At 39.8% G+C, this 19,098-nt stretch carries 15 protein-coding genes, 1 tRNA gene and 3 pseudogenes; 11 read left to right on the top strand and 8 right to left on the bottom strand.

Going from position 1 to position 19,098, the window contains the following annotated elements; all coding sequences use genetic code 11:
• Positions 1–310: 310 nt before the first annotated feature.
• The 4 genes and pseudogenes from RDN93_RS02130 to RDN93_RS02115 form a co-directional block, all read left to right on the top strand.
• Positions 311–3,301: pseudogene (locus RDN93_RS02130) on the top strand (SusC/RagA family TonB-linked outer membrane protein); the annotation flags it as partial.
• 12 nt (positions 3,302–3,313) lie between these two features.
• Entirely contained in the window at positions 3,314–4,810 is a 1,497-nt protein-coding gene (locus RDN93_RS02125; protein ID WP_308744012.1) for a SusD/RagB family nutrient-binding outer membrane lipoprotein, read from the top strand.
• Between the two features lie 27 nt (positions 4,811–4,837).
• The gene (locus tag RDN93_RS02120) at positions 4,838–5,530 is read left to right on the top strand and encodes a BT_2262 family domain-containing protein (protein WP_308744011.1); all 693 of its coding nucleotides are present in this window, start codon (positions 4,838–4,840) and stop codon (positions 5,528–5,530) included.
• 10 nt (positions 5,531–5,540) lie between these two features.
• Positions 5,541–6,041 carry a lipid-binding protein gene (locus RDN93_RS02115; RefSeq protein ID WP_308744010.1) on the top strand — a complete coding sequence of 167 codons (501 nt, stop codon included), beginning with the start codon at positions 5,541–5,543 and terminating at the stop codon, positions 6,039–6,041.
• A gap of 101 nt (positions 6,042–6,142) precedes the next feature.
• Here RDN93_RS02115 and RDN93_RS02110 read toward each other — a convergent pair whose 3' ends face one another.
• From RDN93_RS02110 to RDN93_RS02090, 5 genes are all read right to left on the bottom strand, one after another.
• Positions 6,143–6,802 (bottom strand): MarC family protein, encoded by a 660-nt coding sequence (locus RDN93_RS02110; protein ID WP_308744009.1) that lies wholly within the window; start codon positions 6,800–6,802, stop codon positions 6,143–6,145.
• Between the two features lie 62 nt (positions 6,803–6,864).
• A complete protein-coding gene (locus tag RDN93_RS02105; protein WP_308744008.1) occupies positions 6,865–7,557 on the bottom strand; it encodes a YjjG family noncanonical pyrimidine nucleotidase in 693 nt (230 codons plus the stop codon).
• Positions 7,558–7,656: 99 nt separating this feature from the next.
• A complete protein-coding gene (locus RDN93_RS02100; protein WP_175628409.1) occupies positions 7,657–8,514 on the bottom strand; it encodes a hypothetical protein in 858 nt (285 codons plus the stop codon).
• A gap of 34 nt (positions 8,515–8,548) precedes the next feature.
• Entirely contained in the window at positions 8,549–9,223 is a 675-nt protein-coding gene (gene rsmI, locus RDN93_RS02095) for a 16S rRNA (cytidine(1402)-2'-O)-methyltransferase (RefSeq protein WP_195408062.1), read from the bottom strand.
• A 10-nt stretch (positions 9,224–9,233) separates the two neighbouring features.
• Positions 9,234–9,818, bottom strand: coding sequence for a hypothetical protein (locus RDN93_RS02090; RefSeq protein WP_308744007.1), 585 nt, complete (start codon positions 9,816–9,818; stop codon positions 9,234–9,236).
• Positions 9,819–9,957: 139 nt separating this feature from the next.
• Between RDN93_RS02090 and RDN93_RS02085 the strand changes: the two genes are divergently transcribed.
• From RDN93_RS02085 to RDN93_RS02060, 6 genes and pseudogenes are all read left to right on the top strand, one after another.
• Positions 9,958–10,557 (top strand): thymidine kinase, encoded by a 600-nt coding sequence (locus tag RDN93_RS02085; RefSeq protein ID WP_277134362.1) that lies wholly within the window; start codon positions 9,958–9,960, stop codon positions 10,555–10,557.
• A gap of 18 nt (positions 10,558–10,575) precedes the next feature.
• Positions 10,576–11,685: an AI-2E family transporter gene (locus RDN93_RS02080; RefSeq protein WP_308744006.1), complete on the top strand. Its 1,110-nt coding sequence runs from the start codon at positions 10,576–10,578 to the stop codon at positions 11,683–11,685.
• A 118-nt stretch (positions 11,686–11,803) separates the two neighbouring features.
• Positions 11,804–11,876, top strand: a tRNA-Lys gene (locus tag RDN93_RS02075).
• Positions 11,877–11,972: 96 nt separating this feature from the next.
• Positions 11,973–12,385, top strand: a pseudogene (locus RDN93_RS02070) (DinB family protein).
• A gap of 404 nt (positions 12,386–12,789) precedes the next feature.
• A complete protein-coding gene (locus tag RDN93_RS02065; RefSeq protein WP_308744005.1) occupies positions 12,790–13,593 on the top strand; it encodes a methyltransferase domain-containing protein in 804 nt (267 codons plus the stop codon).
• 257 nt (positions 13,594–13,850) lie between these two features.
• Positions 13,851–13,928 (top strand): annotated as a pseudogene (locus RDN93_RS02060) (DNA-binding protein); the annotation flags it as partial.
• A 764-nt stretch (positions 13,929–14,692) separates the two neighbouring features.
• On the opposite strand, the gene RDN93_RS02050 reads toward RDN93_RS02060, so the two are convergent.
• Together RDN93_RS02050 and RDN93_RS02045 are read right to left on the bottom strand one after the other, a co-directional pair.
• A complete protein-coding gene (locus tag RDN93_RS02050) occupies positions 14,693–15,961 on the bottom strand; it encodes a hypothetical protein (RefSeq protein ID WP_308744004.1) in 1,269 nt (422 codons plus the stop codon).
• Positions 15,962–16,003: 42 nt separating this feature from the next.
• Positions 16,004–16,780 (bottom strand): hypothetical protein, encoded by a 777-nt coding sequence (locus RDN93_RS02045; protein ID WP_308744003.1) that lies wholly within the window; start codon positions 16,778–16,780, stop codon positions 16,004–16,006.
• Positions 16,781–16,956: 176 nt separating this feature from the next.
• On the opposite strand from RDN93_RS02045, the gene RDN93_RS02040 reads away from it, so the two are divergent.
• Positions 16,957–17,802, top strand: a complete 846-nt coding sequence (locus RDN93_RS02040; RefSeq protein WP_308744002.1) for a helix-turn-helix domain-containing protein — start codon at positions 16,957–16,959, stop codon at positions 17,800–17,802.
• A 153-nt stretch (positions 17,803–17,955) separates the two neighbouring features.
• On the opposite strand, the gene RDN93_RS02035 is transcribed toward RDN93_RS02040, so the two are convergent.
• Positions 17,956–19,056, bottom strand: a complete 1,101-nt coding sequence (locus RDN93_RS02035) for a TlpA disulfide reductase family protein (RefSeq protein WP_308744001.1) — start codon at positions 19,054–19,056, stop codon at positions 17,956–17,958.
• Positions 19,057–19,098 lie beyond the last annotated feature (42 nt).

The raw sequence follows: 19,098 nt of genomic DNA, 5'->3' as shown, positions 1-19,098 counted from the left end.
AATATTGTAAAGTTAGGTTCATTCAAGGTCGAAATTTATAACAATTAATGATATAAAAATGGTTACCTATCATAAAATAGTAACAATTTATGTTTGTCATTTCAGCTATTTGTTAAGAATACGCCACTGATAATCAAATGAATAAACAAATTATTTTGGTGGAAATATAGTAGAATAAATTATTGGTTCAAGATTTTATATCAACATTAACATGTTGATTACCTGCACAGTATATTCAAATTGCATTTATACTATATAGATATTACATTATCTGTTTATCGCTAATAATAAAGAGGTTACAATAATATTTAGTTCTGCAAAGACTTTGCAGATTTCGTACATTGGCATGCAGACTCAGGAAGTGGCGATAAAGCCTAATTTGAAGATTGTACTTAGGTCGGATGCTCAGCAAATTGACGAAGTTGTTGTAACAGCAATGGGCATAAAAAGGTCAGAGAAGGCATTAGGTTATGCGGCAACCTCTGTAGGAGGGGATAAGATTACCGAGAGCCGTACTTCTGATGTAATGTCCAGTTTGGCAGGTAAGATTGCTGGTGTGCAGATTTCCAATACCTCGTCAGATCCGGGATCCTCTAATTCTGTTATTATCCGTGGTGTCAGTTCATTATCCGGTACTAACCAACCTCTATATGTAGTAGATGGAGTACCTTTGAACAACTCTACCGTATATTCTACAGATGGTTTGAACAGCGGATACGATTTTGGTAATGGAGCAAATGCTATTAATCCGGATGATGTGGCAAACATGACTATATTAAAAGGTGCTGCGGCAACAGCTTTATATGGTAGCCGGGCCGCAAACGGTGTAGTTATGATTACCACCAAAAGCGGACGGAAAGGCAAAGGCATTGGGATAGAATACAATGGTGGAGTTCAATGGTCAACCATCTTGCGGTTACCGGAATTTCAGAATGAATTCGGTATGGGGTGGAATGGCAATCATACGGAATTAGAGAATGGCTCTTGGGGGCCTCGCTTTGATGGTTCCATGCAGTTATGGGGAAATGTATACAATAACTCACAAAAGTTAAAACCTTATGTAGCAATGCCTGATAATATCAAAGACTTTTTTGATGCAGGATTCAGGTATAGTAATAGCATCTCATTTAACGGAGCTACTGATAAAAGCGATTATTATGTTTCTTTCTCTCAGATTAGTGATGATGGTATGATTCCGACAGATGCAGACAGTTATGACAAATATACATTTTCTGCGCGTGGCAGTCACAAAGTTGGTGCTTTAACTTTCTCTTCTTCATTGAACTATGCCTATCAGCAGAATAAGTTTGCGACAACAGGGCAAGGACTATCTATGCTAAACTCTTTGTATCAGTCACCACGAGATATTAGCATTATAGGATTGGAAGACCAAACTGATTTATTCAATACTCCAGGGTATTATTACACCCCTTATGGAGTAATGAACCCATATTACATTTTGAACAACTATCTGAATAAGTATGAATCTGAAAGGTTCTACGGAAAGTTCCAATTAGATTATGAGTTCTTGAAATACTTCAAATTTACGTACCGTATGGGATTGGATACTACAACGGGACAAAGTGATAAGGGAAAACCGAATTTGTATGCTCTTTATTACGAAGGAACTCCTAATGGAGAAGGACAAGGTTCCAGTAGTCCGTTCTCCGGTGAGACCGGACAGTATACAGAACAAATTACCCGACGCCGTGAAATTAATCAGGACCTTTTGCTTAGTTTCAATATGCCAATCAGTGATTTTAATGTCAATGCATTGGTAGGATTCAATGGCAACGAACGTAAAGTTTCTTATCAATATTCTGAGGTAAATGACCTGACAATTCCCACATGGTTCAACTTAAAAAATTCCGGTAAAACTCCCATTGTAGAACAACATATGGAACTTAGACGCCTGATGGGTGTGTTTGGACAGTTCGAAGGTTCATGGAAGAATATGTTATATTTAACGGTTACTGCCCGAAACGACTGGTCTTCCACTCTTCCGAAAGGCAACCGCAGTTTCTTTTATCCGGGTTTTACAGGTAGTTTTATTTTCAGTGAGTTGCTGAACGATACATGGAAAGATGTTATCACTTTCGGTAAATTACGTGCCAGCTGGGGTAAAACAGGTAATGATGCCGATGTATATATGGTTAATCCTGTATATGCGCAGTCTTCAAACAGAATACCTTTTGGTTATCTGACTTTCCCGTTAGGAGGCGTTAACGCTTACTCGGCCGGAAATGTGCTTGGAAGTAATACATTGAGTCCGGAAATGACAACAGAAGCAGAAGTTGGTTTGAATATGGCCTTTTTGAAGAATCGATTGTCATTCGATATTTCTTACTACAATCGTAATACCGACAAGCAGATTTTCTCTTTGGCAATGGATCCTGCTTCAGGATATACGGCACAAAACATGAATTTAGGTAAGATACGTAATCGTGGTATTGAACTATTGGTCAGCGGTACTCCGATAAGAACCAAAGATTTTGCTTGGGAACTGACATGGAACCTTACTAAAAACTGGAGCAAAGTAGTCAGCCTGCCGGAAGAATTGGGTGGAATCACTATCATTTATGGTTTGAATGGCGGTACAAGTATGTATGCTATAACCGGAATGCCTGTTGGAGTATTCAAAGCTCAAGTAGCCGAGCGCGATCCGCAGGGAAGAGTTGTTGTAAACTCATCAACAGGTCTTCCTATTGAAGCTGCTGAATTCGGAATTTGTGGTGATATGAATAATAAATATCAGATGGGTATTTCTACCAATTTCAAATACAAAGGTCTAAGTTTAGGGCTTGATTTTGATATCCGTCAGGGTGGAGTTATGTATTCACGTACTAAAGATATTAATTACTTCACAGGTAATGCAATACAGACTGCCTATAATGACCGTAACCCTTTAATTGTTCCTAACTCGGTAAATAAAATAGTAAACGGAGATCAGGTAACTTATGTAGAAAACACAACTCCTATTACTAGTTCCAATATTTACAAATATTGGGGTGACGGTGGTTCGGATATGGGAAGTTGCTTCTTGGTGGATAAATCTTATGTAAAACTTCGTTCTGTTGTACTAGGCTGGGATTTACCAAAAAAATGGTTGGCTAAAACTCCCTTCCAGGCAGTCAAAGTTTCAGCATATGGCAACAACCTATTTATTTGGACTCCATCCAGCAATACATTTATTGATCCCGAAATGACTTCATTTGGTAATGACCTTGAAGGTAACTATGGGGAATATACAGCCAACCCTAGCTCACGCCGTTTCGGTTTCAACTTAATGGTTAAATTTTAAACAGGAATAAATATGAAGAAGATATTATTATATACATCGTTGGCAACAACAGTATTTTTTGCCAGTTGCGATTTGGATATCAATGACGACCCCAATTACCCGATGAATGATCAGGTAACGGCAGATTTGATATTTCCTTCCATCAGTGCATCTATTGCTTCGGCTGTAGGAGGCGAAATCTATAATTATGCAGGTTTCTTTGCCCAATATTATGAACAGAAGCCGGAATCCAACCAATATAACACTCTATGTGAGTATACATTTACCGAATCTTCCCAGCAAATGGATTATTCTTATAGAATTTTATTTGCAGGCGCCCTGGAAGATGCAAAACAGGTTTTGGAAAAGACAACAAACCCTGCTGATCGTTTTGCGACTACCATACTGAGAGCATATGCTTTCCAAATCATTGTAGATAATACCAGTGATTCGCCTTATTCAGAAGCTTTGCAAGGAAATGCTAATGCAACGCCCAAATGGGATACAGGTGAGACTGTATATAAAGGTATATTGGATGAGATTGATGCGGCAGAGGCTGCCTTGGACGGAAGCGGCATGGACGTGCCGGATTTGATATTCAACAAAGACCTCACTCAATGGAAAGGATTTGCCGATGCTCTCCGTCTCCGTATGTACTTGCGTTTTATCGATGCTAATGTAGACGCAGCAGCCTATACTGAAAAAGTAAAACTTTTAGTACAAAACAACGAGTTCTTTACCGGAGATGTGAAATTGGACTGTTTTGTAGATGAAACTGATAAACGTAATCCATGGTATAATACTAATGCTGTGGGGCTGACAGGCAATCATTGCGCTGCTTATCCACTCATCTCCTATCTAAGTAATACGGGAGACCCCCGCATTGCCTATGGTATTAATAAGACTGATGCAGATGGAAAGTATGTCGGACAGCTCCCCGGAGGAAAAACGCATATGCAAAGTATCTTAGGTACTGATAACTGGAAAAATAAAAACGTAAGTGCCATCAATTATTCAATTGGGGCAACAAAACCTGTTTACTTCTTTACTCAAGCGGAATTACAATTCCTGATTGCAGAAGTGTATGCCCGTTTCTTGAACAATGATGCAAGTGCAAAAAGCGCATACGAAGCAGGTGTAACCGCTGATTTTGCTGTTCGTGGATTTGCAGGACAAGAGAATAGTATTTTGGAAGGTGACTGTGCCTGGGATGCCGCTTCAACATTGGCAGATAAGCTAAATCTGATTTATATGCAGAAGTGGGTGGCTCTTTTCTATATGGATCATATGGAAGCATGGAGTGAAATCCGTCGTACAGATTGTCCGAAACTATCGTCCCACTCAGCAGAAGAGATACAGAAAAATGCAGCCTTATATACTCCGGGAGATCTAGTGGCACCATGGACTAACGGATTAGAAGCAGGTGGACTAATGAAACGCATGACTTATCCTTTAAGCGCACGCCAGCAGAATGCCAATACTCCAGCAGCTGTACCGGGAAGCACTCCGGTTTGGTGGGATATCAAATAGAAGCTAATAACTTAGTAAGACTTATATATGAAAAAAATATTATATAACATATTAGTATGTTTGTCGTTCGTTTTTGGAGCTTGCGACAAATCAACAGATGACACTTCCAAAATCACCTATTTCGTAACATTGGAAAGAGAAGGCGATGAGAAGATAGTTCTAGAAAAAGGCCAATCTTATGTGGAGCCAGGATATTATGCAGAAATGAACGGCGAAGACATTACATCATCCGTACAAATAAAAGGAAGTGTTGATGTAAACACTCCAGGCATCTATAATTTAGTATATGCGGCATATAATGAAGATGGTTTTGCCAAAACTTTCACAAGAACAGTATATGTAGCAGATAATACTGCGTCTCCTTTGCAATCTGGTATTTATACCGTAGCTGAAGGCAGCAAACGCACTGTTCCTGCCGTTATAGCTTTCAGTGGATATGAAATAATTATATTGCAATTAGAACCGGGCATTTTTTATATCAGCGACTTTTTAGGAGGCTGGTACGAGCAACGTGCAGGCTATGGACCGGATTATGCGATGGTCGGTAAGTTTGAATTGAATGATGATAATACCATCACTCCTTTGGAAAGTTACGTTGCAGGATGGGGTGACTCTATGGATCAGATGACTAATACGTCATTAGATCCTGCAACAGGGAATCTGAAATGGACCGTTGATTATGCCGGTCAGTTATCTTTTGATATTATAGTAAAAAAATAAGTATACGATTATGAAGAAATATATGATATTGCTTTTGGCTTCACTAGCTTTTGCATTTACAGCATGTGATGATGAAACAGAACCAGGAGGTACCGCCGTTGAAAAAATGGCAGGCGACTGGTGGATAACAGTGAACGCAATTATTGACGGGAAAGAAGTAGAAGATCCTTTTGGACTGGGACATCTGCAAATGAGTACTTACAACACGGCCAACAATAGTGAAACAGAAATGTGGCTGGATGATTTAAATAATTTCTGGAGCTACAAACTAAAGGTGAATGTAAACTATGCAGAGAGAACCTTCTCAACAGCGGGATTCGCAGATAATGTAACTTATGAATCCAAAGTGAAGATTACTGACGGTAAAGTGCTGGAAAAAGCAGCAAAGACACCTAGTGGTATGCCTGCCGATAGTATCGTATATATGGTACAGTTCGATGACGATGAGGATGGATTAACTTATAAGATTTCAGGATTTCGTCGGACAGGTTTCCCTGCTGATGATTTTTAATTAGAGGACTTAAATTATAAAAAGAGGCTGGCTCAAAGTATATATTTTGAGTTCCAGCCTCTTTTACATTTTAATCTATATGGAGTTATTTTTCCGAGTCATTATTTGAGAAAACCACCCATCCCCTCTCTCACAATATCCACCAATATCGGCTTCGCCCCGCTCACGAAACATTCCACAGCAATCACCATCAGAATCAATCCCATAAGACGCATCATCACATTATTTCCCGTTTCACCCAAGACGTTCACCAATTTTGTGGAAGCACGAAGAATGAAGAAAGTCAGCAGATAAATCAATGCAATAGTACCTATCAGTATCCCTTTCATTTCATAAGAATGGGCATCCTGCATCAATACGATGGCGTTGGCAATCGCACCAGGACCGCACAACATTGGTATGCCAAGCGGAGTGATAGAAATATCATCCGCATACGTTTTGATTTCCTCATCTTTCAGTTTCATCGGCGTATAGCGGGCTTGAAGCATATCGAAGCCTATCTTGAAGATTATCACTCCACCGGCAATACGGAATCCGTTGGTGGAGATACCGAAGAACTTAAAAAGGAACTGACCGGTAAAGACAAAAACCATTATTGTGATAAACGACACAATAGTGGCACGACGGACGATAGACTGACGCTCTTTCTCTGTCATCCCGTGAGTCATAGTAAGGAAGACAGGCATTGTACCCAAAGGATTGGTCAATGTAAAAAACGAGGTGAAGCAAAGTAAAGCAAAAGGCAGAAGTGCACTATCCATGATTATATCGTATTTTTATGCATTTATTAAACGCAACAAAAATACGACTTAATCCAGAGAACTTATAATAAATTCATTAATTCTTTCAGAGAATGAATGTGATAAGTAGGAAGAAAAGGGAAAGTAGCCCGTTCCGTCACATTGTAGAAGGCTTGATGCATTCCTATCCCGTGCGCTCCGGTAATATCCGCTTCCCAACTATCACCAATCATCAACGATTCGCGCATCTCAGATTGGGTGGCGGACAGGGCAAAATTAAAGATTTCGGGGCGGGGCTTCAACACTCCGAGGTCTTCCGAAAGAATCACTTTCCTGAAATAACCATCCACACCCGCCGAACGCATCTTACGTGATTGCAACTCACGAAAGCCATTGGAAAGGATATACAGGTTATATTTAGGAGCAAGATACTCCAACACCTCTTTTGCATGAGGCATCAGACCGCTTTTAGTAGGAATAATGGCAAAGAAATCTTTCGAGAACCGTTCGGCCAAGATTTCATCTTCCACTCCTACCGCCTGCAAAGGATAAAAGAAACGTTGACGGTTCAATTCATCTTTCGTCACCTTTCCTTCACCGTATTCAATCCAAAGTTCGGTGTTACGTTTCTGATAAAGCGTATAATAATGGTCGAACGAATCAAAGTAACGGTCGAATGCATATTTCTGATATACTTCTTCAAAAGTGTCACGGGCATTGCGGGAGAAAGCCCAGATAGTGTCGTCAAGATCAAAAAACAGATTTTTATATTTCATCAGCAGTAATGGGTGTATATAAAAAATAAAAAAGCCAATGTGCTAATTTCTTGAATCCAGGAATCAGCACATTGGCAATTCTTAAAAAGGAATCCTACCTTATTTCACCTGGATAACCAAGTATCTGGATACACTCCAGAATTCATTAGGATTAGTAATCTTCAATGTCAGTTGACCTTTGTCATCTTTCACCAATTCATAAGAACCGGCAGGATGAGTAGTCAGCAACTCAGCACGTTTAGAGTACAATTTGATTTCTTTTGTTGTACGAATATCGATCTGAGTGAAATAATCCTTGTTGAAATCAGCGCTCTTCAGGACATCTCCGCTCTGAAGGATCTTCTGAGCTTTCAATTCAGATTTTGTTCCGAATACGAACCAGGCAGCGTTCAAGCTCTTTTCCTGCTCGGCAACGGTTTTAGCTTTAGCTTCGTTTTCTGCAACCAATGTTTCTTTGGCAGCAGACAAGTCGCTGACAGCAGCGTCCAGTTCCTGAATACGGATATTCTTGGAAGCCAGCTCTGTCTGAAGTTCCTCGATACGCTGTTGTTTAGCGTTCAGTTCGGCAGTCAAAGCGGCAACAGCCTTTTTCATCTGTGCAGAATTGTAACTGCTATTCTTCAACTGAGCCTGCAATTTGGCAATCTGAGCCTTGTTTTCTTCCATCTGTTTAGAGATGAACTCGATGTCAGAAGCTATCTGCTGTTTGGCGCTGGCTGAGTTTTCAGTAATCGTCCCGCGTTGTAAGTCCACGCGGCTTTCGGCAGCATTGATCTTACGGAAACCTTCCTGTACTTCATTGAAAGTTCCCATCATATCATCCAGTTCAGCATTGCGCTGGGTCAGTTCCATCAAAAGAGAATCATTTTCAGCCTTCAGGTCTTTGCTTCCACCTTTAAAGCTATCACACGAAGCCAACATGGCTGCGCATACAAATAAAACTGCTAACTTTTTCATACGTTTACGTTTTACGTTTTTAAATGAAGTTATTTTAATCGTCTATTCCTGCTAATACTATCACAATCTCGCCCCGTGGTTCGGTGGCGGTAAAGTGTTCTATCAGTTCTGCCAAGCTGCCGCGAACCGTCTCCTCATGGAGCTTGGATATTTCACGCGACACGGTTGCCTGACGTTCAGCACCGAAATATTCGGCAAACTGTGTCAACGTCTTCAACAGACGGTGGGGCGATTCATAAAACACCATGGTACGGCGTTCTTCTGCCAATGCCTTCAGTCGTGTCTGACGTCCTTTCTTTTGGGGCAAAAATCCCTCGAAACAAAACTTCTCGTTTGGCAGTCCCGATGCTACGAGTGCCGGAACAAAAGCCGTTGCTCCCGGCAAGCATTGCACCTCGATACCATTGCGTACACATTCACGAACCACCAAGAATCCGGGATCCGAAATCCCAGGCGTTCCGGCATCCGAAATCAACGCAACTGATGCACCGCCCCTTATTTTATTAACAACACTTTCCACCGTTTTATGTTCATTAAATTTGTGGTGAGATTGCATTGCATTCTTTATTTCAAAGTGTTTCAGCAAGATACCGGAGGTACGCGTGTCCTCTGCCAGAATCAGGTCAACCTCCTTCAGAACTTTGATAGCCCGAAAGGTCATGTCCTCAAGATTTCCTACCGGCGTAGGTACTACATACAACTTTCCCATATATTTTTGTTTATGCTGATTGGTTAAAATACTTCTTCAATAACTCCAAAAAGTCAACTACCGCTTCTTTCTCTTCGTCTATTTCAACTTTCGAGGAAAGAAATGCGACAGCAGTTTTATAGGAACCCATTACTGATATCTGCTCAATCACACGATTCATCAAATCAGTATCCCCTTTAAATAATTCGCGTGAGAAACGGAAAGAATCATTCAAGCTGATAGAATGACGCAAACCGGCAGCCAGTTTGATACTTTCTCCCAACACTGAGGACTTTGGCTCTTCCTTCTTTATAACAACAGGGGCTTCTTCGGAAATAACAGGCTGAGGGGATTGAATAACAACAGGTGACTGTTCTTCAGAGACAACAATCTCTTTTTCTTCCACTATTGTTTCTTCTATGATGGAAGAAGGAACATCACTCACCACAACAGAACCTATTTCCTGCGACAGTTCATCCAGACGTCCCTGCATACGCGCAATACTCCGCTTCAACAGTTCAGACAAAGTCTGATTCGGCTCTTTGGAAAAAGACTCCATGAGACACTTTAACTCATGAACATCCAGTTCGATATCTGTTAATAGCTTCTGTTTCATGTCTATCCATTATTAATATGGTGCGAATGTAGGAATAATTTATGCAATAACTTAAAATAATGGATATTTTAACAGTTCTTGCACATTGAATTGTTTACCTTTGTGCAGTCATTATTTAATCAAGAAAGCACAAAATCACATGGTATTATTTTCAGAAGACCACATACAGGAGACCAAAAGAAGAGGTCGAATTGAAGTTATCTGCGGTTCTATGTTCTCAGGAAAGACAGAAGAGTTGATTCGCAGAATGAAACGGGCAAAGTTTGCACGTCAGCGTGTGGAGATATTCAAACCGGCTATCGACACCCGTTATTCGGAAGAGGATGTCGTTTCGCATGACAGCCATTCCATCGCTTCCACCCCTATCGACTCATCGGCAAGTATCCTTCTGTTTACTTCCGAGATAGATGTGGTAGGCATCGACGAAGCGCAATTCTTCGACAGCGGACTGATAGACGTATGTAATCAGCTCGCCAACAATGGAGTTCGCGTCATTATTGCAGGCTTGGATATGGACTTCAAAGGGAATCCTTTCGGACCGATGCCACAGCTTTGCGCCATAGCCGATGAAGTATCCAAGGTGCATGCCATCTGCGTAAAATGTGGAGATCTGGCATCATTCTCACATCGTACAGTCAAGAACGACAAGCAAGTCCTTCTGGGTGAAACAGCGGAGTATGAACCTCTTTGCAGGCAATGCTATCTCCGGGCGTTGGAAGAGGACGGGCAAAAGATATAAACTCAACAGAAAACAACTATGGAAAGGAAGAAGATAACATTCGACAGTTTTATACGTGGTGCCATCGGATGCATGATGGTGGTAGGAGTCTTAATGCTTGTAGAACGACTGAGCGGAGTGCTATTACCTTTCTTTATTGCCTGGCTGATTGCCTATATGGTCTATCCGTTAGTCAAGTTCTTCCAATACAGGCTGAAGTTGAAAAGCCGTATCCTTTCCATTTTCTGCGCTTTATTTCTGATCACTGTTGTGGGAGTGGCATTATTCTATCTGTTAGTCCCGCCTATGGTTTCCGAAATAGGCAGGATGAATGATTTATTGGTAAGCTATCTCACAAACGGCGGTGGCAGCAACGTCCCCAAGACGCTTTCCGAATTTGTCCATGAGAACCTCGATTTGGTGGCATTGAACAAAATGCTGAGTGAAGAGAACATCCTTGCCGCAATCAAAGAAACTGTACCTAGAATGTGGGCTTTGCTTGCAGAATCACTCAATATTCTGTTCAGTATCTTCGCTTCCTTTATCATATTATTATATGTAATCTTTATATTACTGGATTATGAAGCCATAGCCGAAGGATGGCTGCACCTGCTCCCCAATAAATACCGCAAATTCGCTTCCAACCTGGTTTATGACGTGCAGGACGGCATGAACAGATATTTTCGTGGACAGGCACTGGTTGCATTTTGCGTAGGTATTCTTTTCAGTATCGGTTTCCTGATTATTGATTTCCCGATGGCTATTGCCTTGGGACTTTTCATCGGAGCTCTCAACATGGTTCCTTATCTGCAAATCATCGGTTTCCTCCCCACTGTCGTATTGGCTATCCTCAAGGCTGCCGATACCGGACAGAACTTTTGGATTATCATCGCGTGCGCATTGGCTGTCTTTGCCATCGTACAAATTATACAGGACACTCTCCTCGTCCCCAAAATCATGGGAAAAATTACCGGACTGAATCCTGCCATCATCCTTTTATCTCTTTCTATTTGGGGGTCTTTAATGGGAATGTTAGGAATGATCATCGCGTTACCTTTAACCACTTTAATGCTTTCCTATTACCAACGCTTTATTATCAACAAAGAAAAAATAAAATATGATGAAGCAGAAATTACTGATAATCAATAGACAAGCAGTAAAGAAGAAAAATAATTGAAACTTTTTTCTACGAAACACTTGCAGATTAAATAAAAGTCACTACCTTTGCACCCGCAATCAGGAAATAACTGATTTGCAAATAAGGATTGATTCGCTAGCTCAGCAGGTAGAGCACAACACTTTTAATGTTGGGGTCCTGGGTTCGAGCCCCAGGCGGATCACTTAAAAATCAAGCAGTTATCTAAATCAGATAGCTGCTTTGTTCATTATAAACACTACGTTCTGCGGTATTTGTGTAAACCAAGAAACAGAAGCGGATAAAAAAAGGTGTTAAACGACTTGCCAGTAGAAGAACACTAAGAAAAAACAAACAAAATCGTACCATCAAGCAAATACTTGGTCATTTGCTTGATTCGGCATCTAACAATCATCAACGAATGGTTCGTCTGCAATATAGCAAAGATCTGCTTTTTCCCCGATTATCGTCAGGATAATGATCTTTGGATAGCTCTGCAAGATTATCAAAATGCGGATTGGGCTAACTTAATCCAGTTATGGAAGTTTTATAATTTACATCTCATTCAAGTTATTCAGTCTGTAGATGTAGCAAAATTGGATAGTTATTGGTGCGATTTTGAAGGAATAAAAGTCATGCTGAAAAGATATGATAGAGGGCTATTGGGCTCATTTACACTTGCATATAAAAGAAATTCATAAACTAATTATTTGAAAAACAATCTAATAATCCACTTAGTTATTTGCGCCAACTATAATATTTTGGAAGTTGCAAATAACTCTTTTTCATATATAGAATGTTTTATCGAAACCTAAAAAAGAGTTCCCATTAAATTTGTTTTCAGAAAAACATTAAAATAGATCTCTATTTAAAGAGAAATCACTATTTTAGCACACTGAATCAATACACTCTATATGTAGATACGCGGATATTCTATCCATACAAGCTTTTAGTTGTAGCAGAAACTCTTTCTGTTACTTGTTTGCGTATCATTTCTAACATTTTAGTAATATTATCTTTGGCCCGAAAAAGGTGCGTAATTTTTTATGTTTGTAACGGATAGTTGTATTTCAGATCCCGCTATGGGATTTTTCTAATAACAAATATTCAAAATACAAATGGAAATCATCAACAAAAAACCAATTTTATTTGAAAAGTCCAATCATAATATTTGGACTGATCCTTACATTCAGCAGCAAATATTAAAAAAACATCTTGATTTTCAGTCCGATGAAGCTAGTCGAAAGCAAGAATCCATTTTAAAGATTGTAAATTTTGTGCTTAAACATTCAAAATCAGAAAGCCATTTACTTGATTTGGGATGTGGTCCAGGATTATATACGTCACTTTTTGCAAACGAAAATTATGATGTAACAGGCATTGACTTTAATAATTCTTCAATAGAGTATGCTACGGGAAAACAGAATGGAATTAAATATATTCTGAATGATTACATTAATGATTATCCCAATGGTAAATACGATACTATAACCATGATCTATTGCGATATGGGAACCCATTCAGATAGTGACCGTGACCGATTACTGGATAATATATATTGTTCACTGACTGATGGCGGAGTTTTTATTTTTGATATTTTCTCGGAAAAGTTAATTAGTGATAGACAAGAAAATAAAAGTTGGGAATATGCACCTCACGGTGGTTTTTGGGATAAAAGTGAATACCTGCTATTGAGCCAAACTTTCCATTATCCTAAGAATAAAGTATTTGCATACCAATATAACTTAGTACTCGAAGGATCAATCAAACATTTCATTATCTGGGAAAGGTATTATTCGGAAAACGAAATAACAAACATATTAAAAAAGGTCGGATTTCGTAAAGTTTCAATTTATAAAGATTTACTAGATAAAAACAATTTCACATCGAGTAGTGAAATTTTCATAGTTGCAGAAAAATGAAATGTATGATTGTATATGTAACGTAACTATTTAAAGCATAAGTGAAACGTTTCTTAGAAACAAAGTTATTCAACCTACTCTCTTGCTCTGTTAATGGTAAAGAAATTGATCGTATAGAATTATCAATGACTTATGATGATTTTGTACGGCAAGAGGGTGTCTGAAAAGGGCACCCTCAACTTATTTGCATCCATTTGCTGAACTTTGCTTCATCAATCGATTGGGAATCTTAATGTTTAACTTAAAAATGAAGCAGAATGTATATAGACAATGAAGACTTTGAAAAATGGATGGCGAAGTTATCCAAGAAGCTCACCGAAATAGGGCAAGACCTGTTTTTATGGTTCTTCTTCAAATTTGGTGGTACTTCTTGTTTTATTGTGAATAAAGAATCTTCGCTCTGAACTTTTTAATTTTCACATTCAACGATTCTGCTGCAACATTTGAAGCTCTATTAATATAGAAGTTTAATATCTCCTCACTTTTATATAATGTAGCTGCTATTGTGTTAAACGAGTCAAATCGACGGTATAATCATGCTGGACGATGATAGTCTGACTTCCTATCTGGCACCCACCAAACTAAATAGTTAGGGAAAGAATCTTTAGAATATTAGTCAGGGAAAAAGATATCATTGTTCAAGAACTCAGTCAACTGATTACCAACGACAGCCAACAAGAAATATTCCTAGCCATTTCTACTGGCGAACCTATCTCACGTGTAGCAGTACGACATAACATGACCTATCAAGAAACGATTGAATCTTACAGTTATATTCTCAAGAAATTAAGCGAAAATACAGAAAGAATTGCCACATATCGCAACAGAACAATAACAACTCTTTTTGATCACAATAATTTATCCCAAAAATATGCATCCGGACTTGGGCAGTTCTTTCATCCGAATTATGCGTTACCTCCCCCTTTTCACGACTTTTACTGCTACAATCACCAATGGCAGTGAGTACCAGAATCTGGGATATTAAGTAAACATTTCAAGATGTACAAGTGCCATGAGAGTAATCCCAGCACCTGTACATTATCATATTTCAGGTTTCGCCCTCGCCCTTGATTGAGCGCCAAACAGAGAAAGAGCCCCTCTACCTCATCTTCCAACCACCGAAAAGTGTTTTCTTAAAGCAAGCCTTATTCCTTTTCGCCTCGTCCGAATCATATTCTATAGCACGATCGAAGTACTCTATCGCTTGAGGTATATCCTGCTTTGTCCCTCGTCCGAATCCATAAGCAACACCGAGAGCGTTCAATACCATGGCATCAAGAGGCTTCCACACTTCATCAAGCATATCATTCTCTTCTATCTCGGAAAGGAATTCGAAAGCGGCATCATCATCCTGAAAAGTACCAAGACCATTTTGATAACAGACGGCAAGTTCAGCTGCCGGTTGCCAGGAATCCTCAGCATCCATATTTTGATACGCTTTATTCAACCATACCACCGCCTTAGCATAATCCTGCGCAATATTGCCACGCCCTTCAAAATAAAAGTTTCCTATCTGGAACTGTGCTTTTGCGTTGCCTGCCTCCGCTGCTATCATATAATTCTCAAAGGCCTTATCCAAATCTTCATCAACGCCATAACCGGTTCCGTAACACACAGCCACATTATAGGCGGACTGGACATCCCCGCGCTCCACTGCCATCGAATAATAATGGAAGGCTCCTTCCGCATCATCATACTCATCTTCCAACAACTTGCCATAGTCATTGCAAGTAAGCGGATCACCTGTATCAGCAAGCTGTTTCAGATAGTTTTCGTATACCTCTTCATCAATATCCGCCAGTCCGGACTCATAAATCGTACGATAATTGCCGAACGCAGCAGGCAAATCATTTTTGAACGAGTTTTCATAGTATTGTGTCGCTATGGGATAAGCAAAAGCGTAATACTCATCTTCAGAATTGTACTTACGTCTTTCTTCGTCACCACGAATAACGAGATAATCGCCATAGAACAGGACGTTTCCCACCATATACTGACTAAAGGCATCTCCTTCCTGCGCTCGCTGTATCACCGCCGTAAAAGCTTCCTCAAGCGAAGCGAAAGGCATCGTTTTCTGAACTGCGGGAGACAAGTTGCCGGTACGTAAGGCACACAGTACCCCATCGGCACTACCCAGACGCACACTCTCCTTTATCAACCGGGATGCCAGTTCCTCATCTACGGGAAATTCCGCCCCGCACCAGACAAATTCTTCCCCCAAATGGCACCGTCCAAGATAACAGCAAGCATCTGCATCTCCCTTTTCCGCTGCCTGACGCAGAAGTTCATACCCTTCCCACATTTGTTCTTTGTCGTAGCTTTTCCATATTTTGTCAATGGCAACAGCTACCGTTTCACTGTGTTTCATTGTTACAAGTTATTATATATCCGTTTTCTTTCAAAAAGTCTTTTATTCATCGTCGGCAACTTCATCCGTTATGTCCGTCCATTCATCCGTCATCCGAGGAAATTCACGTTTATGATAATAATTGTAAAGCCAATATCTGACACGCCCGATATAAGGAGCATGAGTCATGAATACCACCCAATCCCCTTCTTCATTATTCCCTCCTGTCTCAACGATATAATCGTCTTTCGTCCCTCTCACTTCCAGATAACCGTTCTGACAGCCAGGAGTCTTCAACAACATCGAAGCGCATTTACCGGCTTCGAGATTCTCGAGAGCTGCTAAAACATCTTCATAAGTGATATATTTGTATTCTTCGTTGTCCACGTACAGATAATACGGCTCATCGTCAGGGGGCACCGGAGTGTAATGTCCTTTCTCCCAATCACTGATTTCCGGAATTTCAAGCCGTTCGAAGTAATTATAGAACATCCGGACAATATCATCCGTTCTATATCCACCACTGACATACCTCGTCAACCCGTCAGCCATGGCGAAATATACGGCAACCTGCGGATTGCCATCCGGCACAGCCATACACGATATCCCCGAACAGTTGCCGTAAGGAGTTATTACAGTACGACAGTTACTAAGCCATATGTCCCCGTATTCATCAAGATTATCGATCGCCCGCCGAATTTCTTCTTTGGAGACTCGTGACGTCTGTTCACGACCTTCCGAATAGTTCAACACAAACTGCATGGATGGTTCCGACGGTTCAACCCTTTCTATCTTTTGCTTTTTCCCCGAAAAAATTTGTTTAAAGAATGAAAAGCCCATTTTATGCACTCTTAAAAATAGTTTTGCTAATGCAAAAGTAAAGAGATATTTTCAGAATAAGAGCAATTCTTTTCCATAAATCTCTTCATTATATTCTGCTTTCATAGCATATAAAAAAATAATCTGCAATATTATTTATTCACTTTTATGCTTATATTTGTACCAAAAGTAGAAATATGAAAAAGAAAATTCCAAAGATAGATTTACCTGATGATTGGGTTGTATACACCAATGTTAACCAAGATTTCTTAAAAAAATACTCCGACCATCCCGTACGTCTAAAATGTGAGCTATTATTACTTTGTATGGAAGGAGAAATTGAAGCCACAGTCAATATAAGCCGAATAACAGCAAAAGCCAACGATCTGATTATACTTACCCCGGGAAGTATATTACAAATTCACAGGGTAGACAATAACTCAGAATTTCATATTCTAGGATTTTCACAACACTATATAGAACATCGTATTCCCGAAAATATCATACCCGAAACTTTATATGTCGCACTAGGAAAAGCAAAACTAATCCTGAAGCCGGCAGAAGCCAATATGATAAAAACTCATTTTATGTTTTTACGGCAGTTATACCTATCAATGGATGAGAAAACGAGGAAGAGAGTCACATACAATATACACTTAAACGCACACACCGGCATATCCATACTATATAAACACAGAGAGGCAGATACATTAACTCTTTCAAAAAATGAACAGTTATGCCGGAATTTCGCACAATTAGTATTCTATCATTACGTACAAAACAGAAAAGTCGCCTGGTATGCCGAAAAGCTGGGAGTAACCCAAGTATACTTGTGTACAGTAGTCAAACAGGTAACAGGAAGAACATGCATAGATTTTATCTCATATATGGTAATCATGGATGCCAAATCTCAGTTGAAACTATCAAGTGCCTCCATACAATCAATATCCGATGCACTAAATTTTCCCAATATCTCTCTTTTTAGTCGATACTTCAAGAGACATACGGGAATGACTCCTTTGGAATACCGGAATAAAGGATAAATCAAACGGTAAAAAAGGAACTTTTGAATTTCCTGTCAAATAGCGGGACAAACTACAAGCAAGAATCCTTAATGAAGCAGAACTCTCGCTCGTAGTATTGTAAAATAAGTATTTATCAGATATAACAACGCTCGTTTATGAGCAGAGCGTTTGTCAATCTTTTAAAACTTCTTCCAACTTTTTTTGAAGTTTCTGCCCTCGAAGATCTCTGTCTATAATCGTTCCCTCTCTGTCAATCAACACAGTATAAGGAATACTCTGTATCGCATACAATTTGGCAGCCTTGCACTTCCATCCTTTAAAATCGGACAGTTGCGGCCAAGAGATTTTCAAATGTTCTACGGCACCCCGCCAGTCTTCTTCGTCTTCATCCAGCGATATACCTATCACTTCAAAACCTCTATTCTTATATTTGTCATAAGCCGCCACAAGGTTTGGCATTTCTTTCAGGCAAGGCCCACACCAGCTAGCCCAGAAATCCAACAAGACGACTTTTCCCTTACCGGCAAAGTCCGAAAGTTTTTTTGTCCCGCCTGACAAAGTCTGTAGTTCAAAATCCGTAAACTTTTTACCGATCATTGTGTTCTTACCATTCTCCACCCTGTCTTTGATTTTCATAATGGTTTGATCCATCTGATACATAGCAGGCACTTGTTGTAATAATGAGTCATTTTCTTCCAGCGTATTTTCACGATACATTTGTTTGAAAAGAGAAACACCGACTAGATTGTTAATTTGTTGCTTCATACAGTCTTTGACAATCTGATAGTATGCCGCCTCCTTCAGCCTGACCTGTTGTTCTCCCTCCTTACGTTGTTCGTCTGTCAGGGTTGTATCGCGCAAGAAAGCATAAGCCTCATCTATTTCGGCAACCGCCTTATCCACCACCTCACGAACTTTTTGGTGGATATCATTAATATAGGTTCCGGTAGCGGAAACAGCCTCTTTAGTCAAACAGACAGTGATATTGCCATTTTCCAAAAAGAAATCGACCATATATTCACGTCCGTCTATCTTGCCGGTAATATAACGGCAAACCGTAGAGTCTTGTTTTCCTTCAAAAGTAAAAATTCCGTTCCGGACCACAGTTGTTTCCAGTGGAGACAAATCTCCATTCACCGCTTCCTGAAGGACTACTGTGTCACCTTCCTGTGCATTCTCCACTGTTCCGGTAATTCTATAACCGGTATTTCCCGTACAAGCCATACATCCCATCAACATACAGACTACGGCTGAAAAAATAGAATATTTCATATCATTCATTCGTTTAAGTATAAATATGTTCCAATACTTTTT

Source organism: uncultured Bacteroides sp. (assembly GCF_902491285.1).
Taxonomy (GTDB): Bacteria; Bacteroidota; Bacteroidia; order Bacteroidales; family Bacteroidaceae; genus Bacteroides.
This window is presented reverse-complemented; position numbering and strand designations above follow the sequence as displayed.